This is a genomic window from Microvirga sp., assembly GCF_014699075.1.
Taxonomy (GTDB): Bacteria; Pseudomonadota; Alphaproteobacteria; order Rhizobiales; family Beijerinckiaceae; genus Microvirga.
Genome location: NZ_JACXAB010000001.1, coordinates 274,929 through 296,766, shown reverse-complemented (window position 1 = coordinate 296,766; position 21,838 = coordinate 274,929). Strand labels below are relative to the sequence as shown.

General features: G+C 65.2%; 21 protein-coding genes. 9 read left to right on the top strand and 12 right to left on the bottom strand.

Annotated elements, in window-relative coordinates:
• Window positions 1-94: 94 nt before the first annotated feature.
• Window positions 95-1,573 carry a SulP family inorganic anion transporter gene (locus IC232_RS01545; RefSeq protein WP_190843123.1) on the bottom strand — a complete coding sequence of 493 codons (1,479 nt, stop codon included), beginning with the start codon at window positions 1,571-1,573 and terminating at the stop codon, window positions 95-97.
• 513 nt (window positions 1,574-2,086) lie between these two features.
• Between IC232_RS01545 and IC232_RS01540 the strand changes: the two genes are divergently transcribed.
• The gene (locus IC232_RS01540) at window positions 2,087-3,205 is read left to right on the top strand and encodes a hypothetical protein (protein ID WP_190843122.1); all 1,119 of its coding nucleotides are present in this window, start codon (window positions 2,087-2,089) and stop codon (window positions 3,203-3,205) included.
• Between the two features lie 2 nt (window positions 3,206-3,207).
• The gene (locus IC232_RS01535; protein ID WP_190843121.1) at window positions 3,208-3,750 is read left to right on the top strand and encodes a c-type cytochrome; all 543 of its coding nucleotides are present in this window, start codon (window positions 3,208-3,210) and stop codon (window positions 3,748-3,750) included.
• A gap of 28 nt (window positions 3,751-3,778) precedes the next feature.
• Here the strand turns inward: IC232_RS01535 and IC232_RS01530 are convergent, their stop codons facing one another.
• Window positions 3,779-3,994: a hypothetical protein gene (locus tag IC232_RS01530; protein WP_190843120.1), complete on the bottom strand. Its 216-nt coding sequence runs from the start codon at window positions 3,992-3,994 to the stop codon at window positions 3,779-3,781.
• 160 nt (window positions 3,995-4,154) lie between these two features.
• On the bottom strand, window positions 4,155-5,246 hold the full coding sequence (gene hrcA / locus IC232_RS01525) for a heat-inducible transcriptional repressor HrcA (protein ID WP_190843119.1): 1,092 nt from the start codon (window positions 5,244-5,246) through the stop codon (window positions 4,155-4,157).
• A 149-nt stretch (window positions 5,247-5,395) separates the two neighbouring features.
• On the opposite strand from hrcA, the gene rph reads away from it, so the two are divergent.
• From rph to IC232_RS01510, 3 genes are read left to right on the top strand one after another with little or no spacing between them, the layout of a single operon-like run.
• Window positions 5,396-6,109: a ribonuclease PH gene (rph, locus tag IC232_RS01520; protein WP_190843118.1), complete on the top strand. Its 714-nt coding sequence runs from the start codon at window positions 5,396-5,398 to the stop codon at window positions 6,107-6,109.
• Window positions 6,106-6,747 carry an RdgB/HAM1 family non-canonical purine NTP pyrophosphatase gene (rdgB, locus tag IC232_RS01515; protein WP_190843117.1) on the top strand — a complete coding sequence of 214 codons (642 nt, stop codon included), beginning with the start codon at window positions 6,106-6,108 and terminating at the stop codon, window positions 6,745-6,747. The genes rph and rdgB overlap by 4 nt, the downstream gene beginning before the upstream one ends.
• A gap of 26 nt (window positions 6,748-6,773) precedes the next feature.
• Window positions 6,774-7,121 (top strand): hypothetical protein, encoded by a 348-nt coding sequence (locus IC232_RS01510; protein WP_210335182.1) that lies wholly within the window; start codon window positions 6,774-6,776, stop codon window positions 7,119-7,121.
• Window positions 7,122-7,310: 189 nt separating this feature from the next.
• On the opposite strand, the gene IC232_RS01505 is transcribed toward IC232_RS01510, so the two are convergent.
• Complete coding sequence (locus IC232_RS01505; protein ID WP_190843116.1) at window positions 7,311-7,784, bottom strand: DUF2852 domain-containing protein; 474 nt, start codon at window positions 7,782-7,784, stop codon at window positions 7,311-7,313.
• A gap of 93 nt (window positions 7,785-7,877) precedes the next feature.
• Window positions 7,878-8,534: a TetR/AcrR family transcriptional regulator gene (locus tag IC232_RS01500; RefSeq protein ID WP_190843115.1), complete on the bottom strand. Its 657-nt coding sequence runs from the start codon at window positions 8,532-8,534 to the stop codon at window positions 7,878-7,880.
• A gap of 428 nt (window positions 8,535-8,962) precedes the next feature.
• Here IC232_RS01500 and hemW point away from each other — a divergent pair, with 428 nt between their 5' ends.
• Window positions 8,963-10,123 (top strand): radical SAM family heme chaperone HemW, encoded by a 1,161-nt coding sequence (hemW, locus tag IC232_RS01495; RefSeq protein ID WP_190843114.1) that lies wholly within the window; start codon window positions 8,963-8,965, stop codon window positions 10,121-10,123.
• Between the two features lie 205 nt (window positions 10,124-10,328).
• On the opposite strand, the gene gshB is transcribed toward hemW, so the two are convergent.
• Window positions 10,329-11,273, bottom strand: a complete 945-nt coding sequence (gene gshB, locus IC232_RS01490; RefSeq protein WP_190843113.1) for a glutathione synthase — start codon at window positions 11,271-11,273, stop codon at window positions 10,329-10,331.
• A gap of 162 nt (window positions 11,274-11,435) precedes the next feature.
• Between gshB and IC232_RS01485 the strand changes: the two genes are divergently transcribed.
• A complete protein-coding gene (locus tag IC232_RS01485; RefSeq protein WP_190843112.1) occupies window positions 11,436-12,320 on the top strand; it encodes a lipid kinase in 885 nt (294 codons plus the stop codon).
• Window positions 12,321-12,524: 204 nt separating this feature from the next.
• On the opposite strand, the gene IC232_RS01480 is transcribed toward IC232_RS01485, so the two are convergent.
• Window positions 12,525-12,902 carry a YraN family protein gene (locus tag IC232_RS01480; protein ID WP_190843111.1) on the bottom strand — a complete coding sequence of 126 codons (378 nt, stop codon included), beginning with the start codon at window positions 12,900-12,902 and terminating at the stop codon, window positions 12,525-12,527.
• Window positions 12,899-13,837 carry a 16S rRNA (cytidine(1402)-2'-O)-methyltransferase gene (gene rsmI / locus IC232_RS01475; RefSeq protein ID WP_190843110.1) on the bottom strand — a complete coding sequence of 313 codons (939 nt, stop codon included), beginning with the start codon at window positions 13,835-13,837 and terminating at the stop codon, window positions 12,899-12,901. The genes IC232_RS01480 and rsmI overlap by 4 nt, the downstream gene beginning before the upstream one ends.
• Before the next feature lie 140 nt (window positions 13,838-13,977).
• Between rsmI and IC232_RS01470 the strand changes: the two genes are divergently transcribed.
• The gene (locus tag IC232_RS01470; RefSeq protein ID WP_246811991.1) at window positions 13,978-15,261 is read left to right on the top strand and encodes a penicillin-binding protein activator; all 1,284 of its coding nucleotides are present in this window, start codon (window positions 13,978-13,980) and stop codon (window positions 15,259-15,261) included.
• Window positions 15,262-15,402: 141 nt separating this feature from the next.
• Here IC232_RS01470 and IC232_RS01465 read toward each other — a convergent pair whose 3' ends face one another.
• From IC232_RS01465 to IC232_RS01450, 4 genes are all read right to left on the bottom strand, one after another.
• Window positions 15,403-15,912: an OsmC family protein gene (locus tag IC232_RS01465; RefSeq protein WP_190843108.1), complete on the bottom strand. Its 510-nt coding sequence runs from the start codon at window positions 15,910-15,912 to the stop codon at window positions 15,403-15,405.
• A 20-nt stretch (window positions 15,913-15,932) separates the two neighbouring features.
• A complete protein-coding gene (locus IC232_RS01460) occupies window positions 15,933-16,721 on the bottom strand; it encodes an ABC transporter ATP-binding protein (protein WP_190843107.1) in 789 nt (262 codons plus the stop codon).
• A gap of 211 nt (window positions 16,722-16,932) precedes the next feature.
• Entirely contained in the window at window positions 16,933-17,787 is an 855-nt protein-coding gene (locus IC232_RS01455) for an ABC transporter permease (protein WP_190843106.1), read from the bottom strand.
• Window positions 17,788-17,810: 23 nt separating this feature from the next.
• Entirely contained in the window at window positions 17,811-18,779 is a 969-nt protein-coding gene (locus IC232_RS01450) for an aliphatic sulfonate ABC transporter substrate-binding protein (protein ID WP_190843105.1), read from the bottom strand.
• Between the two features lie 253 nt (window positions 18,780-19,032).
• Between IC232_RS01450 and IC232_RS01445 the strand changes: the two genes are divergently transcribed.
• Complete coding sequence (locus IC232_RS01445; RefSeq protein WP_190843104.1) at window positions 19,033-21,783, top strand: [protein-PII] uridylyltransferase; 2,751 nt, start codon at window positions 19,033-19,035, stop codon at window positions 21,781-21,783.
• Window positions 21,784-21,838 lie beyond the last annotated feature (55 nt).

The following is a 21,838-nucleotide window of genomic DNA, read 5'->3' as shown; positions in this document are numbered from 1 at the left end:
GTGTGAAACCCTGTTGGCCGGGCAATAGCAGCCCGGCCCCCTTATGCCAAGGGAAGGCGGTGTCGCGTGGGGGCTTTCCAGGGTTTCGGGCGCCTTAGTGGCCTGCCGCGAGGCTGGACCCCTCCTTCTGATGGGTGCCCAGCTTCTCGACCAGGGTGGCGCTCGCCTCGTTGAGGCTCACGATCTCCACCGGGATGTCGTGATGGCGGAACTTCAATACCACCCGGTCCAGGGCGTTGATGCCGGTAATGTCCCAGAAATGGGAGGCCGTCACGTCGATCACCACCTTTTCCAAGTCTTCCTCACGGAAGTCAAAGGCGCTGTGGAAGGCCTCGGCCGTGGCAAAGAAGATCTCGCCGTTGACCCGGTAGGTCCGCACGTCGCCTTCGCGCTCCGAGGCAACGGTGAAGAACTTGGCGACCTTCCGGGCGAAGAAGATACCGCTCAGGATCACGCCCACCAGCACGCCCTTGGCGAGGTCATGGGTGAAGACCACCACGGCGACGGTCGCCACCATGACGATGCTGGAGCTTTTGGGGTGGAGGCGCATGGCCAGGAGCGACCCCCACTGGAAGGTGTTGATCGACACCATGATCATCACCGCGACCAGGGCGGCCATGGGGATCTGCCGCACCCAGTCGTCGAGGACGAGGATGAGGAAGAGCAGGAAGGCGCCGGCCCAGAGGGTCGAGAGCCGCCCGCGCCCGCCGGACGAGACGTTGATCACCGACTGACCGATCATGGCGCAGCCCGCCATGCCGCCGAACAGGCCGGCCACGATGTTGGCGAGGCCCTGTCCGCCGCATTCCCGGTTCTTGGAGCTGTCCGTATCCGTCATCTCGTCCACGATGGCGGCCGTCATGAGGGATTCGAGCAGGCCCACCATGGCGAGCGTGAGCGAGTAGGGCAGGATGATCTGAAGCGTCTTCAAATTGAGTGGCACGTCAGGCAGGGCGAAGGCTGGCAGGTCGCTCGGCAACTGGCCCATGTCGCCCACCGTGCGCAGGTCGAACCCGAAGTAAATCGAAACCGCCGTCAGCAGGACGATGGTGACGAGGGCGGAGGGAACGGCCTTCGTGACCAGCGGCAGGAAGTAGATGATTGCAAGGCCCACCGCGACCATGCCGTACATGAGCGGGCCCTGACCGACGAACTCGGGCAACTGCGCCATGAAGATCAGGATGGCGAGCGCGTTGACGAAGCCCGTCACCACGGAGCGGGAGACGAAACGCATGAGGTCGCCGAGGCGAAGCAGGCCTGCCACGATCTGCAGCGCCCCCGTGAGAAGCGTGGCGGCGAGCAGATATTGCAGTCCGTGCTCCTTCACCAGGGTGACCATGACGAGCGCCATGGCGCCCGTGGCGGCGGAAATCATGCCCGGGCGTCCGCCCGCGACGGCGGTGACGACGGCGATGCAGAAGGAGGCATAGAGGCCGACCTTCGGGTCAACGCCGGCGATGATCGAGAAGGCGATGGCCTCCGGGATCAGGGCGAGGGCCACCACGGTGCCGGCAAGAAGATCGCGGGGCACGTTGGGAAACCACTCGGCCTTGAGGCGGGAGAGATGGGTCATGTCAAAAGTCTCGTGAGCCCTGCTGGCGAGGGCATGATGCGCTACGGGCAAAAGCCCTGCTGTGGGGCAGGAGCGGCCGTGGCGACGAAGGAAATGGAAGCAGGTTCAGGGCGGCGATGCGCCCAACGCGCCGCGCTACGGCGGGGTCATCCCTGAGATCGTCGCAAGGGTGCTGTGGTGAACCATGCCCCTCCATATCAGCTTAATCCTGCGGCGCAACCGGCGGTCCTGGGATCAGGGCATGTTCACGGCGCATGTGGGCGGATCGGCTCGAAATCCTGCCCCGTCGCCCGTACTCGGCCGAAGCAACCAAGCACCGGAGGCGGTGATAGCAGGAATCCTCACGCTCATTGAGCGCCAACACCCGATCCCTTTTGGGACGGGAGCCGTCCGAAGGGCCACCCCGGAAGAGTTTTAGGGGAGTGGTGCGCAGGTGCGTAGGATCACCGCGACGCAAGGAAAACAGGTGTATCCATCGGTATGCTTTCATCCTGAAAGCAAGGGAAGACATGCATGGCCAAGGTGCTTGCCACCACGAAGCTGTTGCAGTCTCGTCAGGGTTACTGGCCGGTCGCCGTCGGTGCGGTGCTGATCCTGCTCTTCGCTTCGATCCCGAATGTTCCGGCGATCCCGCAGCCTGCGACGGCGATCCCGCCATCGACGCTTCCCGAAACCGGCCTCTACGCCGATCCTGTCACCTTGCAGGTCGATCCCGCGCACCTCGCGTTCGCGCCGCAATACCCGCTGTGGAGCGATGGCGCCACCAAGCGCCGCTGGATCTCCCTGCCGCCGGGCACCGCCATCGACGGGTCCGATCCGGAAGCCTGGATCTTCCCGGTCGGCACGCGCTTCTGGAAAGAATTCTCCTTCAACGGCCAGCGGGTCGAGACGCGCTATCTCGAACGCCGGGCTGACGGCCAATGGCTCTACGCCGCCTATGCCTGGAGCCCCGATGGCCGCGAGGCGCAGCTGGTCTCGGCCCGCGGCAAGCGCGGCGCGTATCCGCTCGCAGGCGGGCGCTCGCACACGATACCGGGCGTGACAGACTGCAAGGCCTGCCATCAGGGAGGGCCGTCAGAGGTTCTCGGCTTCGGGACGCTTCAGCTGTCGTCGGAGCGGGATGCCGGTGCGCCCCATGCCGAACTTCAGCCCGAGCCGCATGTGGATCTCAGATATCTTGTCGATAGAGGTCTGCTCGTCGGCCTGCCCAAGGCCGTGCTCGATGTGCCGCCGCGGATCGCCGGCGTGAACGAAACGGAGCGTGCGGCTCTCGGCTACATGCATGGCAATTGCGGTCATTGCCACAACGAGCGTGGCTCGTTGCAGAACATCGCGCTCTTTCTGCGCCACAGCGTCATGAACGCAGGTGAGCCGGCCAGCACGAGCACCGTCGGGCAGGCCGTCAAGAAGCCTGCTCCCGGGCAGTCGCCGGACGCCGTGCTTCGCGTTGAGCCGGGGCATCCCGGCCGCAGTGCATTGATGCAGCGGGTCTCATCCCGCTCCCCCGCCTTGCAGATGCCGCCGCTCGGAACCGAGATGATCGATAATGAAGCCGTGCGCCTGCTTTACCGCTGGATCGAAGAGAAAGGTGCTTCCGTCCAGCAAGCGCACGCAAACGCAGAAGGGAGATGACCATGCACCGCGCCCTACCGTTGATGTTGACGACTGCCTTGCTGATGCCAAGCACCGTGTCTTCTCAGGACAGCGCTGGCGCCCAGGTGAAGCGCGGTGAGTACCTGGTCTCCATTGCCGGTTGCCACGATTGCCATACGCCTTGGATGATGGGCTCTGCCGGTCCCGAGCCTGACATGAAGCGGGCCTTGTCGGGCCACCCGCAGGATGTGACGATCTCCGCACCGGCCACTCTCTCACCACCCTGGAGCGGCGCCATGAATCCAACCTCGACCGGTTGGTCTGGAACCTGGGGCGTCAGTTTCTCCGCCAATCTCACGTCCGATCCGGAAACAGGTGTGCTGAGGGATTTCACCGAGCAGCAGTTCATCCAGACCATGCGCACGGGGCGCCACCAGGGCCAGGGCCGGCCGATCCTGCCGCCGATGCCATGGCCAGCCTACGGAAACATGACCGATGACGATCTGAAAGCCGTGTTCGCCTACCTCCGCCAAGTCCCTCCCGTGAAGAACAAGGTGCCCGATCCGCTGCCGCCGAAACCGTGACCGGTTCAATCGAGCAGACGAGGAAAACTCAAGGGTGACCGGTCCATCGCGTCGGTTTGATCGACAGCGGGAGAGGCGGCACAGGATGGCGGCTCTCCATTGTCCGGATCTTTTCCTCGACCAGATCGGCCAAAGCGCTTCTGGGGCTCAAGGCGCGCAACTCCCGCACGGCTTCCTTGATCTGGCTCAGATCGAAGGGCTGCGTGGCACCCGTCTGCTCCTGAAACGGCCGGTCTGACGTCATGCTGGTTCTCCGTTGTGTCACGGGCGGCGAAGGGTTCAATCCGAAGCAGGATCAACCTTAAGCTTTGCCGGATGCCTGCCGCATTGCGGGAGGATTACGATTTCGTAAGGGAGGCGATCACGCGGCGAGTGGTCAGCCTGGAGGGCCGGAACTGTGGATCCTAACGGCCCTTCTCCAAGATGCGCGAGATCACCTTGGCGGTGTAGTCCACCATCGGGACGATGCGGGCGTAGTTGAGCCGCGTCGGGCCGATGACGCCGAGAACGCCGACGATCTTCTGGCTGCCGTCCCGGAACGGGGCGGCGATCATCGAGGAGCCGGAAAGCGAGAACAGCTTGTTCTCCGAGCCGATGAAGATGCGCACCCCTTCGCCACCCTCGGCGCGGCTCAGCAAGTCGATCACGTCGGTCTGGGTCTCGAGGTCCGAGAACAGCAGGCGGATGCGATCCAGGTCTTCCGCCGCCTTCAGGTCGTCCAGGAGGTTGGCTTGGCCGCGCACGATGAGCTGGCGGGATTCCGCCGGTCCCACCGTGGTGGCGAGACCCGCCTCCACCAGCCGGGCGGTGAGCACATCGAGCTCGCGCTCCATGTCGCCGCGGCGCGCCTGGATCTCCTGCTTGATGTCGCCGAGCGTCTTGCCCTGGATGCGGGCGTTGAGAAAATTGCCGGCCTCCACGAGGGCCCCGGCCGGAAGGCCTGCGGGCAGGTCGAGAAGGCGGTTTTCCACCGAGCCGTCCTCGGAGACCAAGACCACCAGGGCGCGGGCTGGGTCGAGGCGCACGAACTCGATGTGCTTGAGCCGCGTGTTGGACTTGGAGGTCACCACCACGCCGGCGCCGCGCGAGACGCCGGAGAGAAGCGCCGAGGCTTCGGCCAGCGCCGTTTCCATGGTGTGGCCGGAGGCGGCCGCCCTCATCTGCGCCTCGATCCGCGCCCGCTCGTCGGAGGTGACGTCGCCGATCTCCATCATGGCATCGACGAAGAAGCGCAGGCCCGTCTCCGTGGGCAGGCGCCCAGCGCTGGTATGGGGGGCGAAGATCAGGCCCGCGGTCTCCAGATCCGCCATGACATTGCGGATCGAGGCCGGCGAGAGGGTCATCGGCAGGATACGCGACAGGTGGCGCGAGCCCACGGGCTCGCCCGTGATCAGGTAACTCTCGACGATCTGGCGGAAGATCTCGCGGGAACGGTCGTTCAGCTCCGCGATGGCGCGGGCTTCCGACAGATGGGAGAAGGGCCCGGTGGCGTGCATCCGATGGGTTCTACGCTCTCAACAACTCGACGCTGCAATGAAGCATTATGTGCGGGTCCAGGGCCTATTAGGCAAGGCTTGACCCTTGCGCAAAGTGCCCGGGGGGCTCAAACAGGCGTGAATCACGAGATCTGAAGGAGAATCCCGCCATGCGCCCGTCCAACCGTGCCCCCGACGAATTGCGCCCCGTCACCCTGGAGCGCGGCGTCGCGCGCTATGCGGAGGGCTCCTGCCTCGTCTCCTTCGGCAACACGAAGGTCATCTGCACCGCCTCGCTGGAGGAGAAGGGGCCGCCGTGGCTGCGCGGCACGGGCAAGGGCTGGGTGACGGCGGAATATTCCATGCTGCCCCGCGCCACCCATGAGCGCACCCGGCGCGAGGTCAATTCCGGCAAGCCCTCCGGCCGCACGCAGGAGATCCAGCGCCTCATCGGCCGCTCCTTGCGCGCCGTGGTCAACCTGCCGGCCATGGGCGAGCGGCAGATCGTGGTCGATTGCGACGTGATCCAGGCCGATGGCGGAACCCGCACCGCGTCCATCACCGGCGCCTGGGTGGCCCTGCACGATTGCTTCGCCTGGATGCAGAGCCGCTCCATCATCTCGATCAACCCCCTGCGCGAGCCCGTCGCCGCCATCTCCTGCGGCATCTACAAGGGCACGCCGGTGCTGGACCTCGATTACGCCGAGGACTCGGTCGCCGAGACGGATTCCAATTTCGTGATCACGGGCTCCGGCGGCATCGTCGAGGTGCAGGGCACGGCCGAGGGCAAGCCCTTCTCCGAGGAGGAGTTCCTGCACCTCCTGCGCCTTGCCAAGGCCGGCGTGGCGCAACTCGTGGACCTGCAGAAGAAGGCGGTGGCATGAGCCTGCATCGCTCCCTGACCGGCAAGGTCGTCATTGCCACCCACAATGCGGGCAAGCTGCGCGAGATGCAGGAGCTGCTCGCGCCTTTCGGCATCGAGGCCGTGTCGGCGGGAGAACTCGGCCTGCCGGTGCCCGACGAGACGGGGCACATGTTCGCCGAGAACGCCGCCATCAAGGCCCATGCGGCCGCCAGGGCCACGGGCCTGCCGGCGCTCTCCGACGATTCAGGCCTGTGTGTGGATGCGCTCGACGGCGCGCCGGGGCTGTTCACGGCCGACTGGGCCGGTCCGAACAGGGACTTCTACGCCGCTATGGAGCGGGTGATAGGCGAGCTGAAGAAGCGTGACGCGACGGACCGGCGTGCGCACTTCGTCTCGGCCCTGGTCATCGCCTGGCCCGATGGACATGAGGAGCTGTTCGAGGGCCGCATCTTCGGCCAAGTGGTCTGGCCGCCGCGCGGCGACAAAGGTTTTGGGTACGACCCCATGTTCCAGCCGGACGGCTTCTCCGAGACCTTCGGGGAGATTTCGTCGGAGGAGAAGCACGGCATCGACTGGTCGAAGCCGCAGCCCTCGGGCCTCTCCCACCGCGCGCGCGCTTTCGTGAAGCTGGCCGCCGGGTGCTTGGACAGGTCTTGATCAGGCTTTCCGGAGAGTAGCCAGCCGTGCTGACGGTGATCCACATCAATGGACCTATCAACAGCGGCAAGTCCACCCTTGGTCGGGCTTTGACCGATTCTCTCCCCAGAGCCTCTTTCATCGACGGTGACGATCATGAAGCCCCGGATGACGCCCCTCTGAACGTCCGTATCGAGGCTGCCCTTCGCCGTATTGAAAGGGAGATTGCGACGAGGCAGGGGCGCTACCTTGTTGTGGCCTATCCTTTGGACGACGCTGACCATGAAAGGCTGAAAGCGGCCACGGATAGGCGTAGGGCTCGGTTTCTGGTTCTGACGCTGGCGCCGTCGGTTGAGGTTGCGTTGACCAACCGGGGGCAGCGGGCTCTCATCTGAAGAGAAGATCCGCATCGTCGAAATGTATGACGAGGGGTATCATGCCCGTCCCTTCAGCGATCTCGTTCTCGACACTTCTCTGTTGAGCCTTTCCGAGTGTGTCGAGAAAGCGAGCGCGGTCATCCTCGCAAGCGACCCCTGAAAAGAAAGAGCGCCCCGAAGGGCGCTCTCGCTGCTGATTAAGCCGCTTTAGACGTTGGTCGGGCCGTTGCCGCGGCGCCTGGCCATGTAGGCGTCGAACTCCTCGCGGTCCTTGGCCCGCTTCAGCTCCTCGACGAAGTTGCGGAAGTCACGGGCCTCCTCGTCGAGCTTGCGGCGCTCTTCCTCGAGGCGCTCGATCTCGCTGCGGCGGTAATCGTCGAAGGCCGCGTTGCCGGTGCTGGCAAAGCCCCCAAAGCCGGCTGCACCGCGGGACGCGAGATCATCGCGCGCCCGGCCGAAGGTGTCGCGGAGGAAGGACTTGGCCTCGTCGTATTTCGGATATTCACACATTTTCCACACCAGATAGGCCAGCGCGAGCGGCCAGACGAAGATGAAGCCCAGAATGATGCCGGCGATCTCCAGACCGCGACCGGGCTTGCGCCCATGGCGGCGGGTGGTCCGATTATCCCACGGCCCCGCGTGCGGGCCCGCGTTCCAGGCGGCGGAGGCAGAATCTGACATCGAAAGGGTTCCTATGTTAATGCTAACAACATTAACATGCGGATCGATTTGGGCGCTTTCAAGAGATCGATCTTGGAAAAATCGACTGGGCGCTTAGGCTTTGCCCTTGAGGGCGCCGTGGACGAGGGCAAGCACACCGGCCCGCAGGAGTTCGTACTTATCCGGCAGGCCCGGCCCCCTCGGCAACTGGCCGGCGGCGTCAAGGGTGGCGATGCCATGGGAGAGCGCCCAGACCTCGATGGCGATGAACCGGGCGTCGACGGTCTGAAAGCCTTCCGGGAAGGTGTCGGCGAGAGCCTTGACCAGGAAATCGAACGCGTTGCCAGCGGGCTTGCCCCCGCTTTCCACAGCCTTGGCCCAGAAGGGGCCGCAGGAGGTCTCGCCTTCGGTGGTCTTCGCCGAGAACATGGCCGTATAGAAGCCGGGCTCCTGCTCGGCGAAGGCGAGATAGGCCTCGCCCATGCGGGTGAAGCGTTCCAGCGCCGTGCCGTCGCTCTGCAGCGCCCGGCCAAGCCGCTTCGCGAGTTCGTCGTAGCCGCGGAAGGCCACCTCGGCCACCAGGGCATCCCGGCCCCGGAAATGCCGGTAGAGCGCTGCCGGTGTGACGCCTACGAGCTTGGCCGCATCGGCCAGCGTGAACCCGCCAATGCCCCGCTCGGCAATGAAGCGCTGCGCCGCCTCGATCAGCGCCTCCTTCAGATTGCCGTGATGATAGCCCTGCCGGTCGAACGGACCGCGCCAATGCCGCATGATGGGTTCCTAACTCTCTGCCGGCCATCTTAGGCTTGCCGCATGGCGGAAGCCAGGATGGAACGGCTCATAGAGTGAACATCATTGTGGGTGAAGAGGTTCAGAAAAGTTTGTCTCGGGACATAGCGAAGGGCGTCATCCCGGTCGAGCAAAGCGAGAGCCGGGATCGCGTGCAGGATGAGGCGCGGGTCTCCCTCTCCCGGGTGGGAGAGGGTTGGGGGGAGGGGTTACAGGCCTGTCCGGAAAGGACGCTAACCCCTCACCCGCGCCTGAAAGCGCGACCTCTCCCACTGGGAGAAGTGAATCAGCGCCATTCTCGTCTGACGATCCCGGATTCCCTGCGGCGTCCGGGATGACTGCGCGCCTGGATCAAACAACGCGACACCTGCACCCGTGACGTTCGGCCTCCGACCTGCCATATACGCCCCATGATCGATCACCCGACGCGCGACGTGGGCTTTGGCGTTTATGTCCATTGGCCCTTCTGCGCCTCCAAGTGCCCCTATTGCGACTTCAACAGCCATGTCCGCCACCAGCCGGTGGATCAGGAGCGGTTTCTGGCGGCGTTCAAGCGCGAGATCGCCCACACGGCGGCGCGCATTCCGGGGCGCACCGTCACGAGCGTATTCTTCGGCGGCGGCACGCCCTCCCTGATGAAGCCGCAGACCGTAGGTGCCATTCTCGATGCCATCGGCGGCGCCTGGGGCATCGACCCGAAGGCTGAGGTCACGCTGGAGGCCAATCCCACCAGCGTCGAGGCCGAGCGCTTCCGCGGCTATCGCGGTGCCGGAATCAACCGGGTGTCGCTCGGCGTGCAGGCGCTCAACGATCCCGATCTCAAGCGCTTGGGACGCATGCATTCCGTCGACGAGGCGCTCGGTGCGGTGAAGATCGCCGCCTCCATCTTCGAGCGCTACTCCTTCGACCTGATCTATGCCCGTCCGGGCCAGACGCCAGAGAGCTGGGGCGCGGAGCTGGAGCAGGCGATCAGCCATGCCGTCGAGCACCTGTCGCTCTATCAGCTCACCATCGAGCCGGGCACCTGGTTTCAGCGCCTCTACGATGCGGGAAAAATCACGGTGCCGGACGAGGAGACCGGCCGCGCGCTCTACGACATCACGCAGGAAACCTGCGAGAAGCACGGTCTTCCGGCCTACGAGATCTCGAACCATGCGAGGCCCGGCGCGGAATCGCAGCACAACCTGCTCTACTGGCGCTACGGCGAATATGCCGGCATCGGCCCCGGCGCCCATGGGCGTCTGGTGACAGGCAACGCGCGGCTCGCCACCGCGACGGAGAAGCATCCTGAGACCTGGCTGGAACGGGTCGAGCGCGAGGGCCATGGCGTCATCGACGAGGAGGTTCTGACCTCCGAGGCCGAGGGGGACGAGTTCCTGCTCATGGGTCTTCGCCTCAAGGAAGGCGTCGACCCGCGCCGCTTCGAGGCGTTCACGGGCAAGACGCTCAATCAACGCGGCGTGCGGATCCTCAGAGAGGAAGGCCTGATCCAGGTGGATGGTGCACGCCTCGCGGTGACGCCGAAGGGTTTCCCGGTGCTCAATGCGGTCATTGCGGAGCTGGCGGCTTGAGAACCCACTGTCATTCCGGGGCGCCGCAGGCGAGCCCGGAATCCATAAACGCTGACGGTGCGCAAGAACGCGCAACGCTGATCGACCTCTTTGAAAACGTCGTGGTTATGGATCCCCGCCTTCGCGGGGATGACAATGTTGAGGTTCCAGAGATCACCGGTCCTGCGATCCCGGATCGCCTGCGGCGTCCGGGATGACGCCTCGGTTACCGCTTCACCTTCGACTCGATCACATCCCACACCGTCACCGCGAGATCCGGCCCGCCGAGGCGCTTGATGGCGCGGATGCCGGTGGGGGCCGTCACGTTGATTTCGGTGAGATTGCCGTCGATCACGTCGATGCCCACGAGGATCAGGCCCATGCGCTTGAGATCGGGGCCGATGGTCTCGCAGATCTCGCGCTCGCGGGGCGTCAGATCCGTGGGCTTTGCCGCCCCGCCGCGCACCATGTTGGACCGGATGTCGTTGGCCGCCGGCACCCGATTGATGGCACCTGCTGCCTCGCCGTCGATGAGGATGATCCGCTTGTCGCCTTCCGTGATCTTGGGCAGGAAGCGCTGGATCACCCACGGCTCGCGGAACAGGTTGGCGAAGAGGTCATAGAGCGAGCCGAAATTGGGATCCTCCCGCCCGACCTTGAACACGCTGGCACCCCCGTGGCCGTAGAGCGGCTTCATCACCACGTCGCCATGCTCGCGGCGAAACTCCTCGATCTCCTGTTTGTCGCGGGAAATCAGCGTCGGCGGCATCAGGTGCGGGAAGTGGGTGACGAAGATCTTTTCCGGCGCATTGCGCACATGGGTCGGATCGTTGACCACCACGGTCTTGGGGTGGATGCGCTCCAGGAAATGGGTGGCGGTGATGTAGGCGAGGTCAAAGGGTGGGTCCTGGCGCATGAGCACCGCATCGACGGTGGAGAGATCGACCCGCTCGGGCGTTCCAAGGGTGAAGTGGTCGCCCTCCACGTCGCGGGCTTCGACGGTCTCGGCCATGGCGATCACGGCACCGTCACGCAGGGACAGGCGGTCGGGCGTGTAATGCAGAACCCGGTGACCCCGCCGTTGGGCTTCGAGCAGCAGCGCGAAGCCGGTATCACCCGCAATCTTGAGGCTGCGGATGTGATCCATCTGGAACGCAACGGTGAGGGTCATGAGTCGGGCCTCCTGGGAAGCAGGGTTATTGGGCCTAAACTGTGGTATGGCAACCGTTCATCCCGCATGGCCTGAACGAAAGCCGGGGATGCGGGTTATCCAACGGCCCCGCTTGGGGACCGCCCCTTGCCGGTCGCTTCAAGCTTTTCCATGTGAGAGTCTATGCCCCGCCGTGCCCTTCTGATCGTCAATGCCAAGAGCCGCAGCGGTGCCGCCCAGCGCGACATGGCCGTCGAGCGTCTGAAGGACCATGGAATCGAGCCGGTTCACGTGGATTGCGGCCGCCGGGAGGACCTGTCGCCCCTCATCGTCAAGCATGCGAAAGATGTGGATTGCGCCGTGGTCGGCGGGGGAGACGGCACGCTCAACGCAGCAGCCTTCGGGGTGATCGAGACAGGCCTGCCGCTCGGCATCCTGCCGCTGGGCACAGCCAACGACCTCGCCCGCACCCTCGAAATCCCCACAGACCTCGACGCTGCCGCCCAGGTGATCGCCGACGGCCACACCCGCAAGATCGATCTCGGCATCGTCAATGGCGAGCCCTTTTTCAACGTGGCGAGCATCGGGCTCTCGGCGGAACTCGCCCAGCAGCTGACGCGCGACATTAAGCGCCGCTGGGGACGACTCGGCTACGCCATGGTGGCCCTGAACGTTCTGATGCACGCAAAGCCGTTCCGGGCGACGATCTACAGCGAGAACGAGGCGGCGCGCGTGCGCACGCTCCAGGTCGCCGTGGGCAATGGCCGCTTCTATGGCGGCGGCAATGCGGTCGAGCAGGATGCCACCATCGACGACCACCACCTCGATCTCTACAGCCTCGAGCTTGATCGCGCCTGGAAGCTCGCCCTCATGGCCCGTTCGTTCCGGCACGGCCGGCATGGCGCCTGGAACGAGGTGCGGGCGGTGCGCGCCAAGGAATTCGACATCCGCACGCGCAAGCCCAAGCCCGTCAACGCCGATGGCGAGATCGTCACGCAGACCCCGGCCCACTTCTCGATCCGCCCTTCGGCCGTGACGGTGTTCGCGCCGAAGAAGGCCATCACGTAGGTTCTCACTTCGTCTCCGCTGTCATTCCGGGGCCGCGCAGCGGAGCCCGACCCGAAGGGCCGCGCCATAGGCGTGGAAATCCATAACCGGTGACAATGCAGGAAGAGGCGCGACGCTGGTCGCCCTTGCTTGATGCGTCGTGTTTATGGATTCCGGGCTCGTCCTCCGGCCGCCCCGGAAAGACAGTGATAGAGCTGGTATTGTTTACTGCATCTCCAACTCGAACGCGCTCACGATGTGCTGCGGCCATTTCTTTGGCGCGATGAACACGGCATCTGCGCGCCACGTCTTGTCCGCCGCCCATTCATTCCGTGACAGCCATGCCCGCACCGCGCGCGAAAAGCGCTGGCGCTTGCGCCCCGTGATGGCGGAGAGCGCATCGTCCATGAGTGCACGCGCCTTCACCTCGACGAACGCGATAGTGTCGCCGCGCATGACGATGAGGTCGATCTCGCCGCCGGATGCTGCATAGCGGCGCGCGAGGGGTCGATAGCCCTTTGAGATCAGGAACAGCAGTGCGATCCATTCCGCGCGGTGGCCGCGCAGAAAGGTTGCTTGGCGACGATCGAGCGCGCTCTTCATTCGCTCTTCTTGGCGAGCACCAGGGCGCGGGCATAGATCTCCCGCTTGGGCAGATCGAGTTCCGCGGCAACGAGGGCCGCCGCGTCCTTGATCGAGTGGTTCTTCAAGGCCGCTTCGAGTTTTTCGTCGAGGGCCGCATCGGCTTCCGCCGCATGCATGGCCTTGGTGGCTTCGCCGATCAGCACCACGATCTCGCCCTTGGGCGGGCCTTCCTCGGCGAATTGCCGGGCAAGCTCCGGGAGTGTGCCGCGCCGGATCGTCTCGAACATCTTGGTGAGTTCGCGCGCCACCACGGCCTGCCGCTCGCCCAGCACCTCGGCGGCGTCCGCCAGCATCTCGGGCAGGCGGTGCGGACCCTCGAAGAGCATGAGCGTGCCGGGAATGGTGCCGATCTCGGCCAGCCTCGTGCGGCGCGCGCCGCTCTTCGAGGGCAGGAAGCCCTCGAAGAAGAACCGGTCCGTGGGCAGACCCGAGGCCACGAGCGCGGTGAGCACGGCGGACGGGCCGGGGATTGGGGTGACCGGAAGCCCCTCCTCGATGGCTGCCTGCACGAGCTTGTAGCCGGGATCCGACACCAATGGCGTACCGGCATCGGAAACCAGGGCGAGCGCCTGTCCCTCGCGGATGCGGTGGACCATGCGTTCGCGCACGGCCTCGTTGGAATGCTCATGATAGGCCACCAGCGGGGTGGTGATGCCGTAGTGCGCGAGCAGGGTCTTCGTCACCCGCGTGTCCTCGGCCAGGACAGCGTCCGCTGCCGCCAGCACGCTGAGCGCGCGGAAGGACACGTCCTGCAGGTTGCCGATGGGGGTCGCGACCACATAGAGGCCGGGCGAGAGGGGCTTGGCCTCGGCCGCGAGGCCGAAGGCGGTGAAGGTGGCGATCCGCTCATTGGGCTCGCGCCGCTTCGTTCGATTGTCGATTCTCTGAGTCATGGGATCGGCACTCTCGCATGAAGGGGCGCCTTCGCGAAAGCCGGGTTGTCAGGCCTTCGCATGGTCTGTGAGAAACAATGTTTACTTTTCTGTGCCACGGTACGTTCCAATAACAAGGGCTGTTTCCAAAGGGGGTGGAGATGGCACACGTGTCGTGTGGTCGGGCTCGGAGCTTTCCGGGTCGTGTGGCCTGGGCTTTTGTCCTGGCCGCGTCACTGGGCCTAGCAGGGTGTATGGGCACAGAGAGCCGTGTGTCATCCCGCAAGGTCAGCCGGCCTCAGGCTGCTCCCGTCGAGCCGTCCTATGCGGCCGGGGTGACGCCGCCCGCTCTCCCGATGCAGGCTCTTGCGGCGGGGCAGCCTCTCGGCTCCACCACCATCGGCACCGGCCCCGTCAAAGTCGCCTTGATCCTGCCCATGAGCGCTGCCGGCCAGGGAAGCGGCGTAGCCCAGAGCATGCGCAATGCCGCCGAGATGGCGGTGAGCGAATTTCAAGGTCAGGACATCACGCTCCTCGTGAAGGACGACAGCGGCACGCCCGAGGGCGCGCGAACCGCCGCGCAGCAGGCGCTCGCGGAAGGGGCCGAACTCATCATCGGCCCGGTCTTTTCGGGCTCCGTCCAGGCCGCCGCCCAGGTGGCGCGCGAGCGGGGCAAATCCGTCATCGGCTTCTCGTCGGATGCGAGCGTCGCCACCCGTGGCGTCTATCTTCTGAGCTTCCTTGTGCAGGAGGAGGTCGACCGCATCGTCGCCTTTGCGGCTGCCCAAGGCCGCCGTTCCATCGCGGCTCTGATCCCGGAAACGCAGTACGGCCGGGTGGCCGAGGCGCGGCTGCAGCAGGCTGCGGCCCGGCAGGGTCTGCGCATCGCCGCGCTCGAATATTACCCAGCCGGTCAGCCGCAGGTGGGTGTGCAGCGCCTGTCCCGTGTGATCGGCGGAGCCGCTCCGCAGGCGGATGCTCTGTTCATTCCCGATAACGGTGACGGCCTGCCGGCGGTTGCTCAGGCGCTGCAGATGGCGGGCTTCGATCCCGCACGGGTGAAGCCGCTCGGTACCGGCGTTTGGAACGAGCCCCGCATCTTTGCACTGCCCGCCCTGCAGGGCGGCTGGTTCGCTGCACCCGACAATCGCGGCTTCGAGGCCTTCGCCGAGCGCTACCGGGCACGCTTCAACGCCGACCCGATCCGCCTTGCGACGCTCTCCTACGACGCCGTCACCCTGGCGGCGGCGCTCGCGCGCATGCAGGGCGCTCAAGCGTTCAGTGACGCGATGCTGACCAATCCGGCGGGCTTTGCCGGCGCCGACGGCGTGTTCCGTTTCAACCCTGACGGCACCAATGCCCGTGCGCTCACCGTGCAGGAGATCAGGAACGGCACTGCCGTTGCGATCAGCGGCGCGCCGCGGACGCTGGTGGCGGGGAACTGACACTATTTCAAAAGACTCAACCTCATCCTGAGGAGCAGCCGTGAGGCTGCGTCTCGAAGGATCATCCAGAGAGCACTGGAGCCTCCTTCGAGACGGCCGCTGCGCGACCTCCTCAGGATGAGGGCAGTGGGAGTGGAAAGCTTATTTGCGCGTCAGCGTCGCGCTCAACTCGGGTTTGTTGTTGAGGCTCTGGAACACCACGCAATAACGCTCGGTGAGCTTGAGCAGTTGGTCGATCTTCTCCTGCGGCGCATCCGTGTCGACCTCGAAGGAGAGGCGGATGTTCTTGAAGCCCACGGGCGCGGCCTTGTCGACGCCGAGCGTGCCGCGGAAATCGAGATCGCCTTCCGCCTTCACGGCGCCGTGGCGCAGGTCGATTTCAAGCGCGGTCGCCACGGCTTTCAGCGTCACGCCCGCGCAGGCCACGAGCGCCTCCAGCAGCATGTCGCCGGAGCACAGCTCCGCGCCGGAGCCCCCGGTGGCCGGGTGGAGGCCCGCAACCGCGAGCGCGCGACCGGTCTCGACCTTGCAGGCGATGTGCTGGTCGTCGAGGGTGCCTTGCGCCTTCAAGGTGATGACGGCGGAGTTCGGGTCGCTGCGGTACTGATCCTTCAACGGCGCCTGGAGAGCGCGGAGGGCGGTCACATCCATGATGGTGTCCTTGAGCTGTGTTACCACCACAACGCGGCGGCCTGACGGTCGCGTTCGCGCTGGGGCTGCTGTTGAGGAGCTTTGAGGGAATGGTCGAGGGCCGTCAAGACGCGGCGCACGGAAGTCTCGAAGGGAAGCCCCGTCCTGTCGCGCGGACGCGCAAGCGTGAGCGGCAGTTCGTCGAAGATGCGGCCGGGCTTGGGCTGCATGACGATGGCGCGGTCGGCCAGCGTGACCGCCTCCTGCACGTCATGCGTGACGAGCACTACGGTCGGGCGCGTTTCCTCCCACAGGCCGAGCAGATGCTCGTGCAGGCTCGCGCGGGTGAAGGCATCGAGGGCCGAGAAAGGCTCGTCGAGGAGCAGCACCTTCGGGTTGGTCACGAAGGCACGGGCGATCGACACGCGCTGCTGCTGGCCACCTGAAAGATCACGCGGCCAGCGGCCGGCGTGCTCGACGAGACCGACTTTTTCGAGCGCATGCGTCACGCGCGCTTTCTTCTCGGCTGTGCTAAATCCATCAAGGCCGAAGGCGATGTTGTCGGCAACCGACAGCCACGGCAGCAGGCGTGGCTCCTGGAACACGATCCCGACGGCAGGGTGCGGACCGGACAGCACTTCGCCGTCGAGGCGGATGCGGCCGGCGCTTTCCCGGTCGAGGCCGGCGATGAGGCGCAGCAACGTGGTCTTGCCGCAGCCCGAGCCGCCGATCAGCGCGACGATCTCGCCTTCGTGCACGGTGAGATTGATATCGGAGAGCGCGCGCGTGCCGTCGGCGTATGTCTTGGCGAGGTGCTCGAAGCTCAGCATGAAGGGCCTCTTCTATGCAGATGTTCTGCCCGAACGATATAAGCACTGTCATTCCGGGGCCGCGCAGCGGAGCCCGGAATCCATAACCACGACATCAAAGGATTAGGTGCAGTGGGTCCTGCTGCGCTTTCTTCTGCAGCGTCAGCGTTTATGGATTCCGGGCTCGGCCTATGGCCGCCCCGGAATGACAGCGGGAAGCAGGTGGCAATCATTACAACCTCTCCCGCACCGTGTCCTGCCAGCGCACAAGCGGCTTGGTGGCGGCAACCAGCAGGCTGTCGGCCGTCTTGCCGAGCAGCGCGAAGGCGATGATGGCTGCGAGGATCTGGTCGGGCTTGCCCATCTGCTGTCCGTCGACGAGCAGATAGCCGAGGCCTTCCGATGCGCCCATGAACTCGGCTGCGACCACGAACATGAAGCCGAGTCCGAGGCCTGAGCGCAGCGCGATCACGGCTTCCGGCAGAACGGCCGGCAGCAGGATGCGGCGGGCAAGCTGGACGCGCGAGAGGCGGAACACGTGTCCGACTTCCACGAGCTTGCGGTCGACGGAGAGGATCGCGCCCGCGATGCCGAGATAAACCGGGAAGAACACGCCCACCGCGATGAGTGCCACTTTCGACGCCTCGAAGATGCCGAGCCACAGAATGAACAGCGGCACCCAGGCGATGGACGGAATGGCCCGCAGGGCCTGCAGGGTCGGGTCGAGCAATTGCCGAAGGGTCTGGCTGGAGCCTGAGAGAGCGCCGAGCACGATGCCGGACAAGGCGCCGATGACGAAGCCGACGAGAACGCGCCACAGCGTCATCCAGGCATGGGTCCACAGCTCGCCCGTTTGCGCGAGCCCCCAGAGCATGGCGATGATGCGGCTCGGCGGCGGCACGAGGCGGCCTTCCGCGAGGCCGAGGGTGACCGCAGCCTCCCAGAGAAGCGCAATGGCGACAGGCAAGAAAAAGCCGAGAAGGAGGCGCCAGTCGAAGGCGCGTCGCTTCTCGGTGGAGGTTGGGGCCGCGAGAGCGGCGGCACCCTCATGGGAGGACCAGGCTTGGCTTGTGGCTTGGCCTGTCACGGCGCTCTCCCGTGATGAAATCATCAGCGCGACGCGGTGGCGAAGCGGCGGTCGATTAGCGAGTCGACGGCGGCCCGCACATTGGTCTCCGGGGTGATGACGCCGGCCTGCTGCAGGGCGAGTCCTGCGGCGAGGATGGTGTCGACCTGAGGCTGACCAATGGAGGAGTGCGTGAGCTCCGTGCGCTCGAGCTGCCGCTCGATCACCGGCTCTGCGAGCTTGGTGTAGGCGATCAGGGACTTCTTCAGCTCGTCCTTGTTGGCCAGGGCATATTTGCGCGCTTCCTCATAGGCCTTGAGCACGCGCTCCACGAGAGCGGGGTTCTCCTTGGCGAAAGCTTCCGAGACGTTGAGCACGCCCCAGGTGTTGGCGCCGGCATTGCGGTAGAACAGCTGAGCGCCGGTTTCCACTTCGGCTGCTGCCATCAGCGGGTCGAGACCGGCCCAGGCATCCACGTCGCCGCGCTCAAGCGCCGTGCGTCCGTCCGGATGCTGGAGCAGGACGAGCTTCACGTCCTTCTCGGTGAGCTTGGCCTCCTGCAGGGCGCGTACCAGGAAGATGTGCGGATCGGTGCCGCGGGTCACCGCCACGCGCTTGCCCTTCAGGTCTTCGACCTTGCTGATGCCCGTATCCTTGCGGGTCACGAGCGCCGTCCATTCAGGGCGGGAATAGACATAGATCGATTTGATCGGGTTGCCGTTGATCTTGCCGATGAGCGCCGCGGCACCGGCCGTGGAGCCGAAATCGATCGAGCCGGCATTGAGGAATTCAAGCGCTTTGTTCGAGCCGAGCGACTGCACCCAGCGCACCTTGATGCCATCCTTCTCCAGCTCCTTCTCGAGGAAGCCCTTGTCCTTGAGAACGAGGCTCACCGGGTTATAGGTGGCGAAGTCGATCTTGATTTCCTTAGGCTGCGCAATAGCGCCGTTCGCGAGCAATGTCAGGCTGGTGGCGACGGAGGCGGCGAGGAGAAGGCGGCGGGTCAGGCTCATCGTGTTGGTCCCATGTTTGGCGCATGGGAGCTTCGTGAGAGGCGCCCGGCGCTTTAGCTGCACTTATTTCGCGCCCGCAATCTGCATGCTTCAAATCGGCGCGTGTCCTTTTTATAGAACCGAGCGTTTTTTATGTCAAACGCTATCTCTTATAAAGAACATCTTATCCGCTTTTCCGGATAAGGCCAGTCCGCCCTTGGGTGGAGGTCGTTTCTGGTGGTAAGCCGAACGACACCTCGTATACGGTTGTTCCATGCCATCCCTGAAGCCACAGACCATCCTGCAAAGCCTTGGCAGCCAGACGATCGAGGATGCTGCTGGCTTACGTGCCGGGCTCGTTCCCCTGCTCAAGACCTTCCTCGACGAGGGGAGGGCGGAGGCCGAGGCGAAGCTTCTGGAGAACCAGGACGGGCTGGTTTGCGCCCGCTACCTGTGCGAGCGCATGGATGAGCTGGTGCGCATCGTCCACGATGCAGTCGTCCAGCACCTCTACCCCAGTGCCAATCCCTCCGCCGGAGAGCGCCTCGCCGTGGCGGCGACCGGCGGTTACGGGCGCGGCACCCTGGCGCCGGGCTCCGACGTCGATCTCCTGTTCCTTCTGCCCTACAAGCAGACTGCCTGGAGCGAGAGCGTGGTCGAGGCCATGCTCTATGTGCTGTGGGATCTAAAGCTCAAGGTCGGGCACGCGACACGCTCCGTGGAGGAGTGCCTGCGCGAGGCGCACGCGGACATGACGATCCGCACGTCGCTTCTCGAAACGCGCTTCCTGTTCGGGGACCGGGAGCTGTTCGACGATCTGACCAGGCGCTTCGACAAGGAAATCATCGCCACCTCGGCTCCCGCCTTCGTCGATGCCAAGCTCAAAGAGCGCGATGCGCGCGTCGCCAAGGCGGGCGCCTCCCGCTACCTCGTCGAGCCCAATGTGAAGGACGGCAAGGGGGGCTTGCGCGATCTCAACACGCTCTTCTGGATTGCGAAGTACGTCTACCGGGTGAAGGAGCCCGAGGAACTGGTGACCGCGGGCCTGTTCACGCAGGACGAGTTCAATCTGTTCGCGCGCTGCGAGGAGTTCCTGTGGCGCGTGCGCTGCCACATGCATTTCGCCACCGGCCGTTCTGAGGAGCGCCTGACCTTCGACCTGCAGCGCACGATTGCCGAGCGCATCGGCTATGCGCCCCGGGGCGGCTTGTCGGCGGTCGAGCGGTTCATGAAAGCCTACTTCCTCATCGCCAAGGATGTGGGCGATCTCACCGCTATCGTCTGCGCCGAACTCGAAGCGCGCCAGACCAAGCCCCGCCCCATGCTCGACCGTGTATTCGGCCGCTTCCGCCGTCGTCGTGGCGGTGCGCTCGTGGGTGACGGCTTCATCATCGACAACAACCGCCTCAACGTCGAGAACGAAGACGTCTTCGAGCACGACCCCGTCAACCTGATCCGCCTGTTCTGGCTTGCCGACCGCCACAATCTGGCGATCCATCCCGACGCCAAGCGTCTGGCGACACGCTCGCTCAAGCTCATCGGTCCGAGCCTGCGCAACGATCCGGAAGCCAACCGGCTGTTTCTCGAGATCATCACGTCCAAGAACGCCCCGGAGGTGGTGCTGCGCCAGATGAACGAGGCTGGTGTGCTCGGGCGCCTCGTTCCGGATTTCGGCCGCATCGTCGCAATGATGCAGTTCAACATGTACCACCACTATACGGTGGACGAGCATCTCGTCCGCTCGGTCGGCGTGCTCACCGAGATCGAGGCGGGGCATCTCGGCGGCGAGCATCCGCTGGCGAACCGGATCTTCCCCACCATCCAGAACCGGCGGGCGCTCTATGTCGCCGTCTTCCTGCACGACATCGCCAAGGGGCGGCCGGAGGATCACTCGACGGCCGGTGCCGTGATCGCCCGCAAGCTCGGGCCGCGCTTCGGCCTCTCCGACGCGGAGACCGACACGGTCGCTTGGCTCATCGAGCATCACCTGCTCATGTCGAACACGGCGCAGAGCCGCGATCTCTCCGATCCCGCCACCATCAAGAGCTTCGCCGAGGTGGTGCAGACCATGGAGCGCTTGAAGCTCCTGCTGGTGCTCACCATCGCGGACATCAAGGCCGTGGGACCGGGCACCTGGACCGGATGGAAGGGCCAGCTCCTGCGCAACCTGTATCACGAGACCGAGGTGCTCCTTGGCGGCGGGGCCGCGGATCTCGCCCGCTCCGAGCGCGTGCGCCTGGCTCAGGAGCAGCTGCGCGCTGAGCTGCCCGATTGGTCGGACGAGGAGTTCGAGGCTTATGCGGCCCGCCATACGCCGGGCTACTGGATGAAGACCGACGAGACCCGGCGGGCGAAGCAGGCCCGTCTCCTGATGGAGGCGGAAAAGGGCGGACGGACCGTCACCACCACTTACGAGACGGATCAGTTCCGAGCCGTGACCGAGCTCACCATCCTGTCACCGGACCATCCGCGCCTGCTTGCAATCATTACGGGAGCCTGCGCGGCGTCCGGAGGCAACATCGTCGATGCGCAGATCTTCACCACCACGGACGGCATGGCCCTCGACACCATCGTGCTGTCCCGCGCCTTCGACCGGGACGAAGACGAGCTGCGGCGGGCCGAGCGGGTCGCCAAGGCCATCGAACGGGCCCTGAAAGGCGAGGTGAGGATCGCCGATCTCGTGGACGGCAAGCGCCCGTCGAAGGAGCGCTCTCGGGCTTTCCACGTGCCCCCGGAGGTGACCATCGACAATTCCCTGTCGAACCGCCAGACGGTGATCGAGGTCTCCGGCCTCGACCGGCCGGGCCTGCTCTATGACCTCACCACGGCCTTGGGCAAGCTCAACCTCAACATCGCCTCGGCCCATATCGTCACCTTCGGCGAGAAGGCCGTGGACGTGTTCTACGTGACGGACCTGACCGGCACGAAGGTCACCCATGCAGGCCGCCAAGCCACCATCCGCCGGGCCCTGCTGGACGTGTTCAAGGCAGAGGAAACCGCCTCCCTCCAGCGGCGCAGCGCTTGATTTGTGGCGCTCGTGACCTGATATGTGGCCCGAACCCATGTTTCTCCCACCTTCA

What these genes read in the sequence shown, in the direction of transcription:
- IC232_RS01485 (WP_190843112.1), top strand. Translation starts at nt 11,436, where the DNA reads ATGCCCCGCCGTGCCCTTCTGATCGTCAATGCCAAGAGCCGCAGCGGT.
- IC232_RS01545 (WP_190843123.1), bottom strand. Translation starts at nt 1,573, where the DNA reads ATGACCCATCTCTCCCGCCTCAAGGCCGAGTGGTTTCCCAACGTGCCC.
- hemW (WP_190843114.1), top strand. Translation starts at nt 8,963, where the DNA reads ATGATCGATCACCCGACGCGCGACGTGGGCTTTGGCGTTTATGTCCAT.
- IC232_RS01480 (WP_190843111.1), bottom strand. Translation starts at nt 12,902, where the DNA reads ATGAAGAGCGCGCTCGATCGTCGCCAAGCAACCTTTCTGCGCGGCCAC.
- IC232_RS01530 (WP_190843120.1), bottom strand. Translation starts at nt 3,994, where the DNA reads ATGACGTCAGACCGGCCGTTTCAGGAGCAGACGGGTGCCACGCAGCCC.
- IC232_RS01470 (WP_246811991.1), top strand. Translation starts at nt 13,978, where the DNA reads ATGGCACACGTGTCGTGTGGTCGGGCTCGGAGCTTTCCGGGTCGTGTG.
- IC232_RS01500 (WP_190843115.1), bottom strand. Translation starts at nt 8,534, where the DNA reads ATGCGGCATTGGCGCGGTCCGTTCGACCGGCAGGGCTATCATCACGGC.
- IC232_RS01465 (WP_190843108.1), bottom strand. Translation starts at nt 15,912, where the DNA reads ATGGATGTGACCGCCCTCCGCGCTCTCCAGGCGCCGTTGAAGGATCAG.
- hrcA (WP_190843119.1), bottom strand. Translation starts at nt 5,246, where the DNA reads ATGCACGCCACCGGGCCCTTCTCCCATCTGTCGGAAGCCCGCGCCATC.
- gshB (WP_190843113.1), bottom strand. Translation starts at nt 11,273, where the DNA reads ATGACCCTCACCGTTGCGTTCCAGATGGATCACATCCGCAGCCTCAAG.
- rph (WP_190843118.1), top strand. Translation starts at nt 5,396, where the DNA reads ATGCGCCCGTCCAACCGTGCCCCCGACGAATTGCGCCCCGTCACCCTG.
- IC232_RS01540 (WP_190843122.1), top strand. Translation starts at nt 2,087, where the DNA reads ATGGCCAAGGTGCTTGCCACCACGAAGCTGTTGCAGTCTCGTCAGGGT.
- IC232_RS01460 (WP_190843107.1), bottom strand. Translation starts at nt 16,721, where the DNA reads ATGCTGAGCTTCGAGCACCTCGCCAAGACATACGCCGACGGCACGCGC.
- rsmI (WP_190843110.1), bottom strand. Translation starts at nt 13,837, where the DNA reads ATGACTCAGAGAATCGACAATCGAACGAAGCGGCGCGAGCCCAATGAG.
- IC232_RS01445 (WP_190843104.1), top strand. Translation starts at nt 19,033, where the DNA reads ATGCCATCCCTGAAGCCACAGACCATCCTGCAAAGCCTTGGCAGCCAG.
- IC232_RS01535 (WP_190843121.1), top strand. Translation starts at nt 3,208, where the DNA reads ATGCACCGCGCCCTACCGTTGATGTTGACGACTGCCTTGCTGATGCCA.
- IC232_RS01505 (WP_190843116.1), bottom strand. Translation starts at nt 7,784, where the DNA reads ATGTCAGATTCTGCCTCCGCCGCCTGGAACGCGGGCCCGCACGCGGGG.
- IC232_RS01450 (WP_190843105.1), bottom strand. Translation starts at nt 18,779, where the DNA reads ATGAGCCTGACCCGCCGCCTTCTCCTCGCCGCCTCCGTCGCCACCAGC.
- rdgB (WP_190843117.1), top strand. Translation starts at nt 6,106, where the DNA reads ATGAGCCTGCATCGCTCCCTGACCGGCAAGGTCGTCATTGCCACCCAC.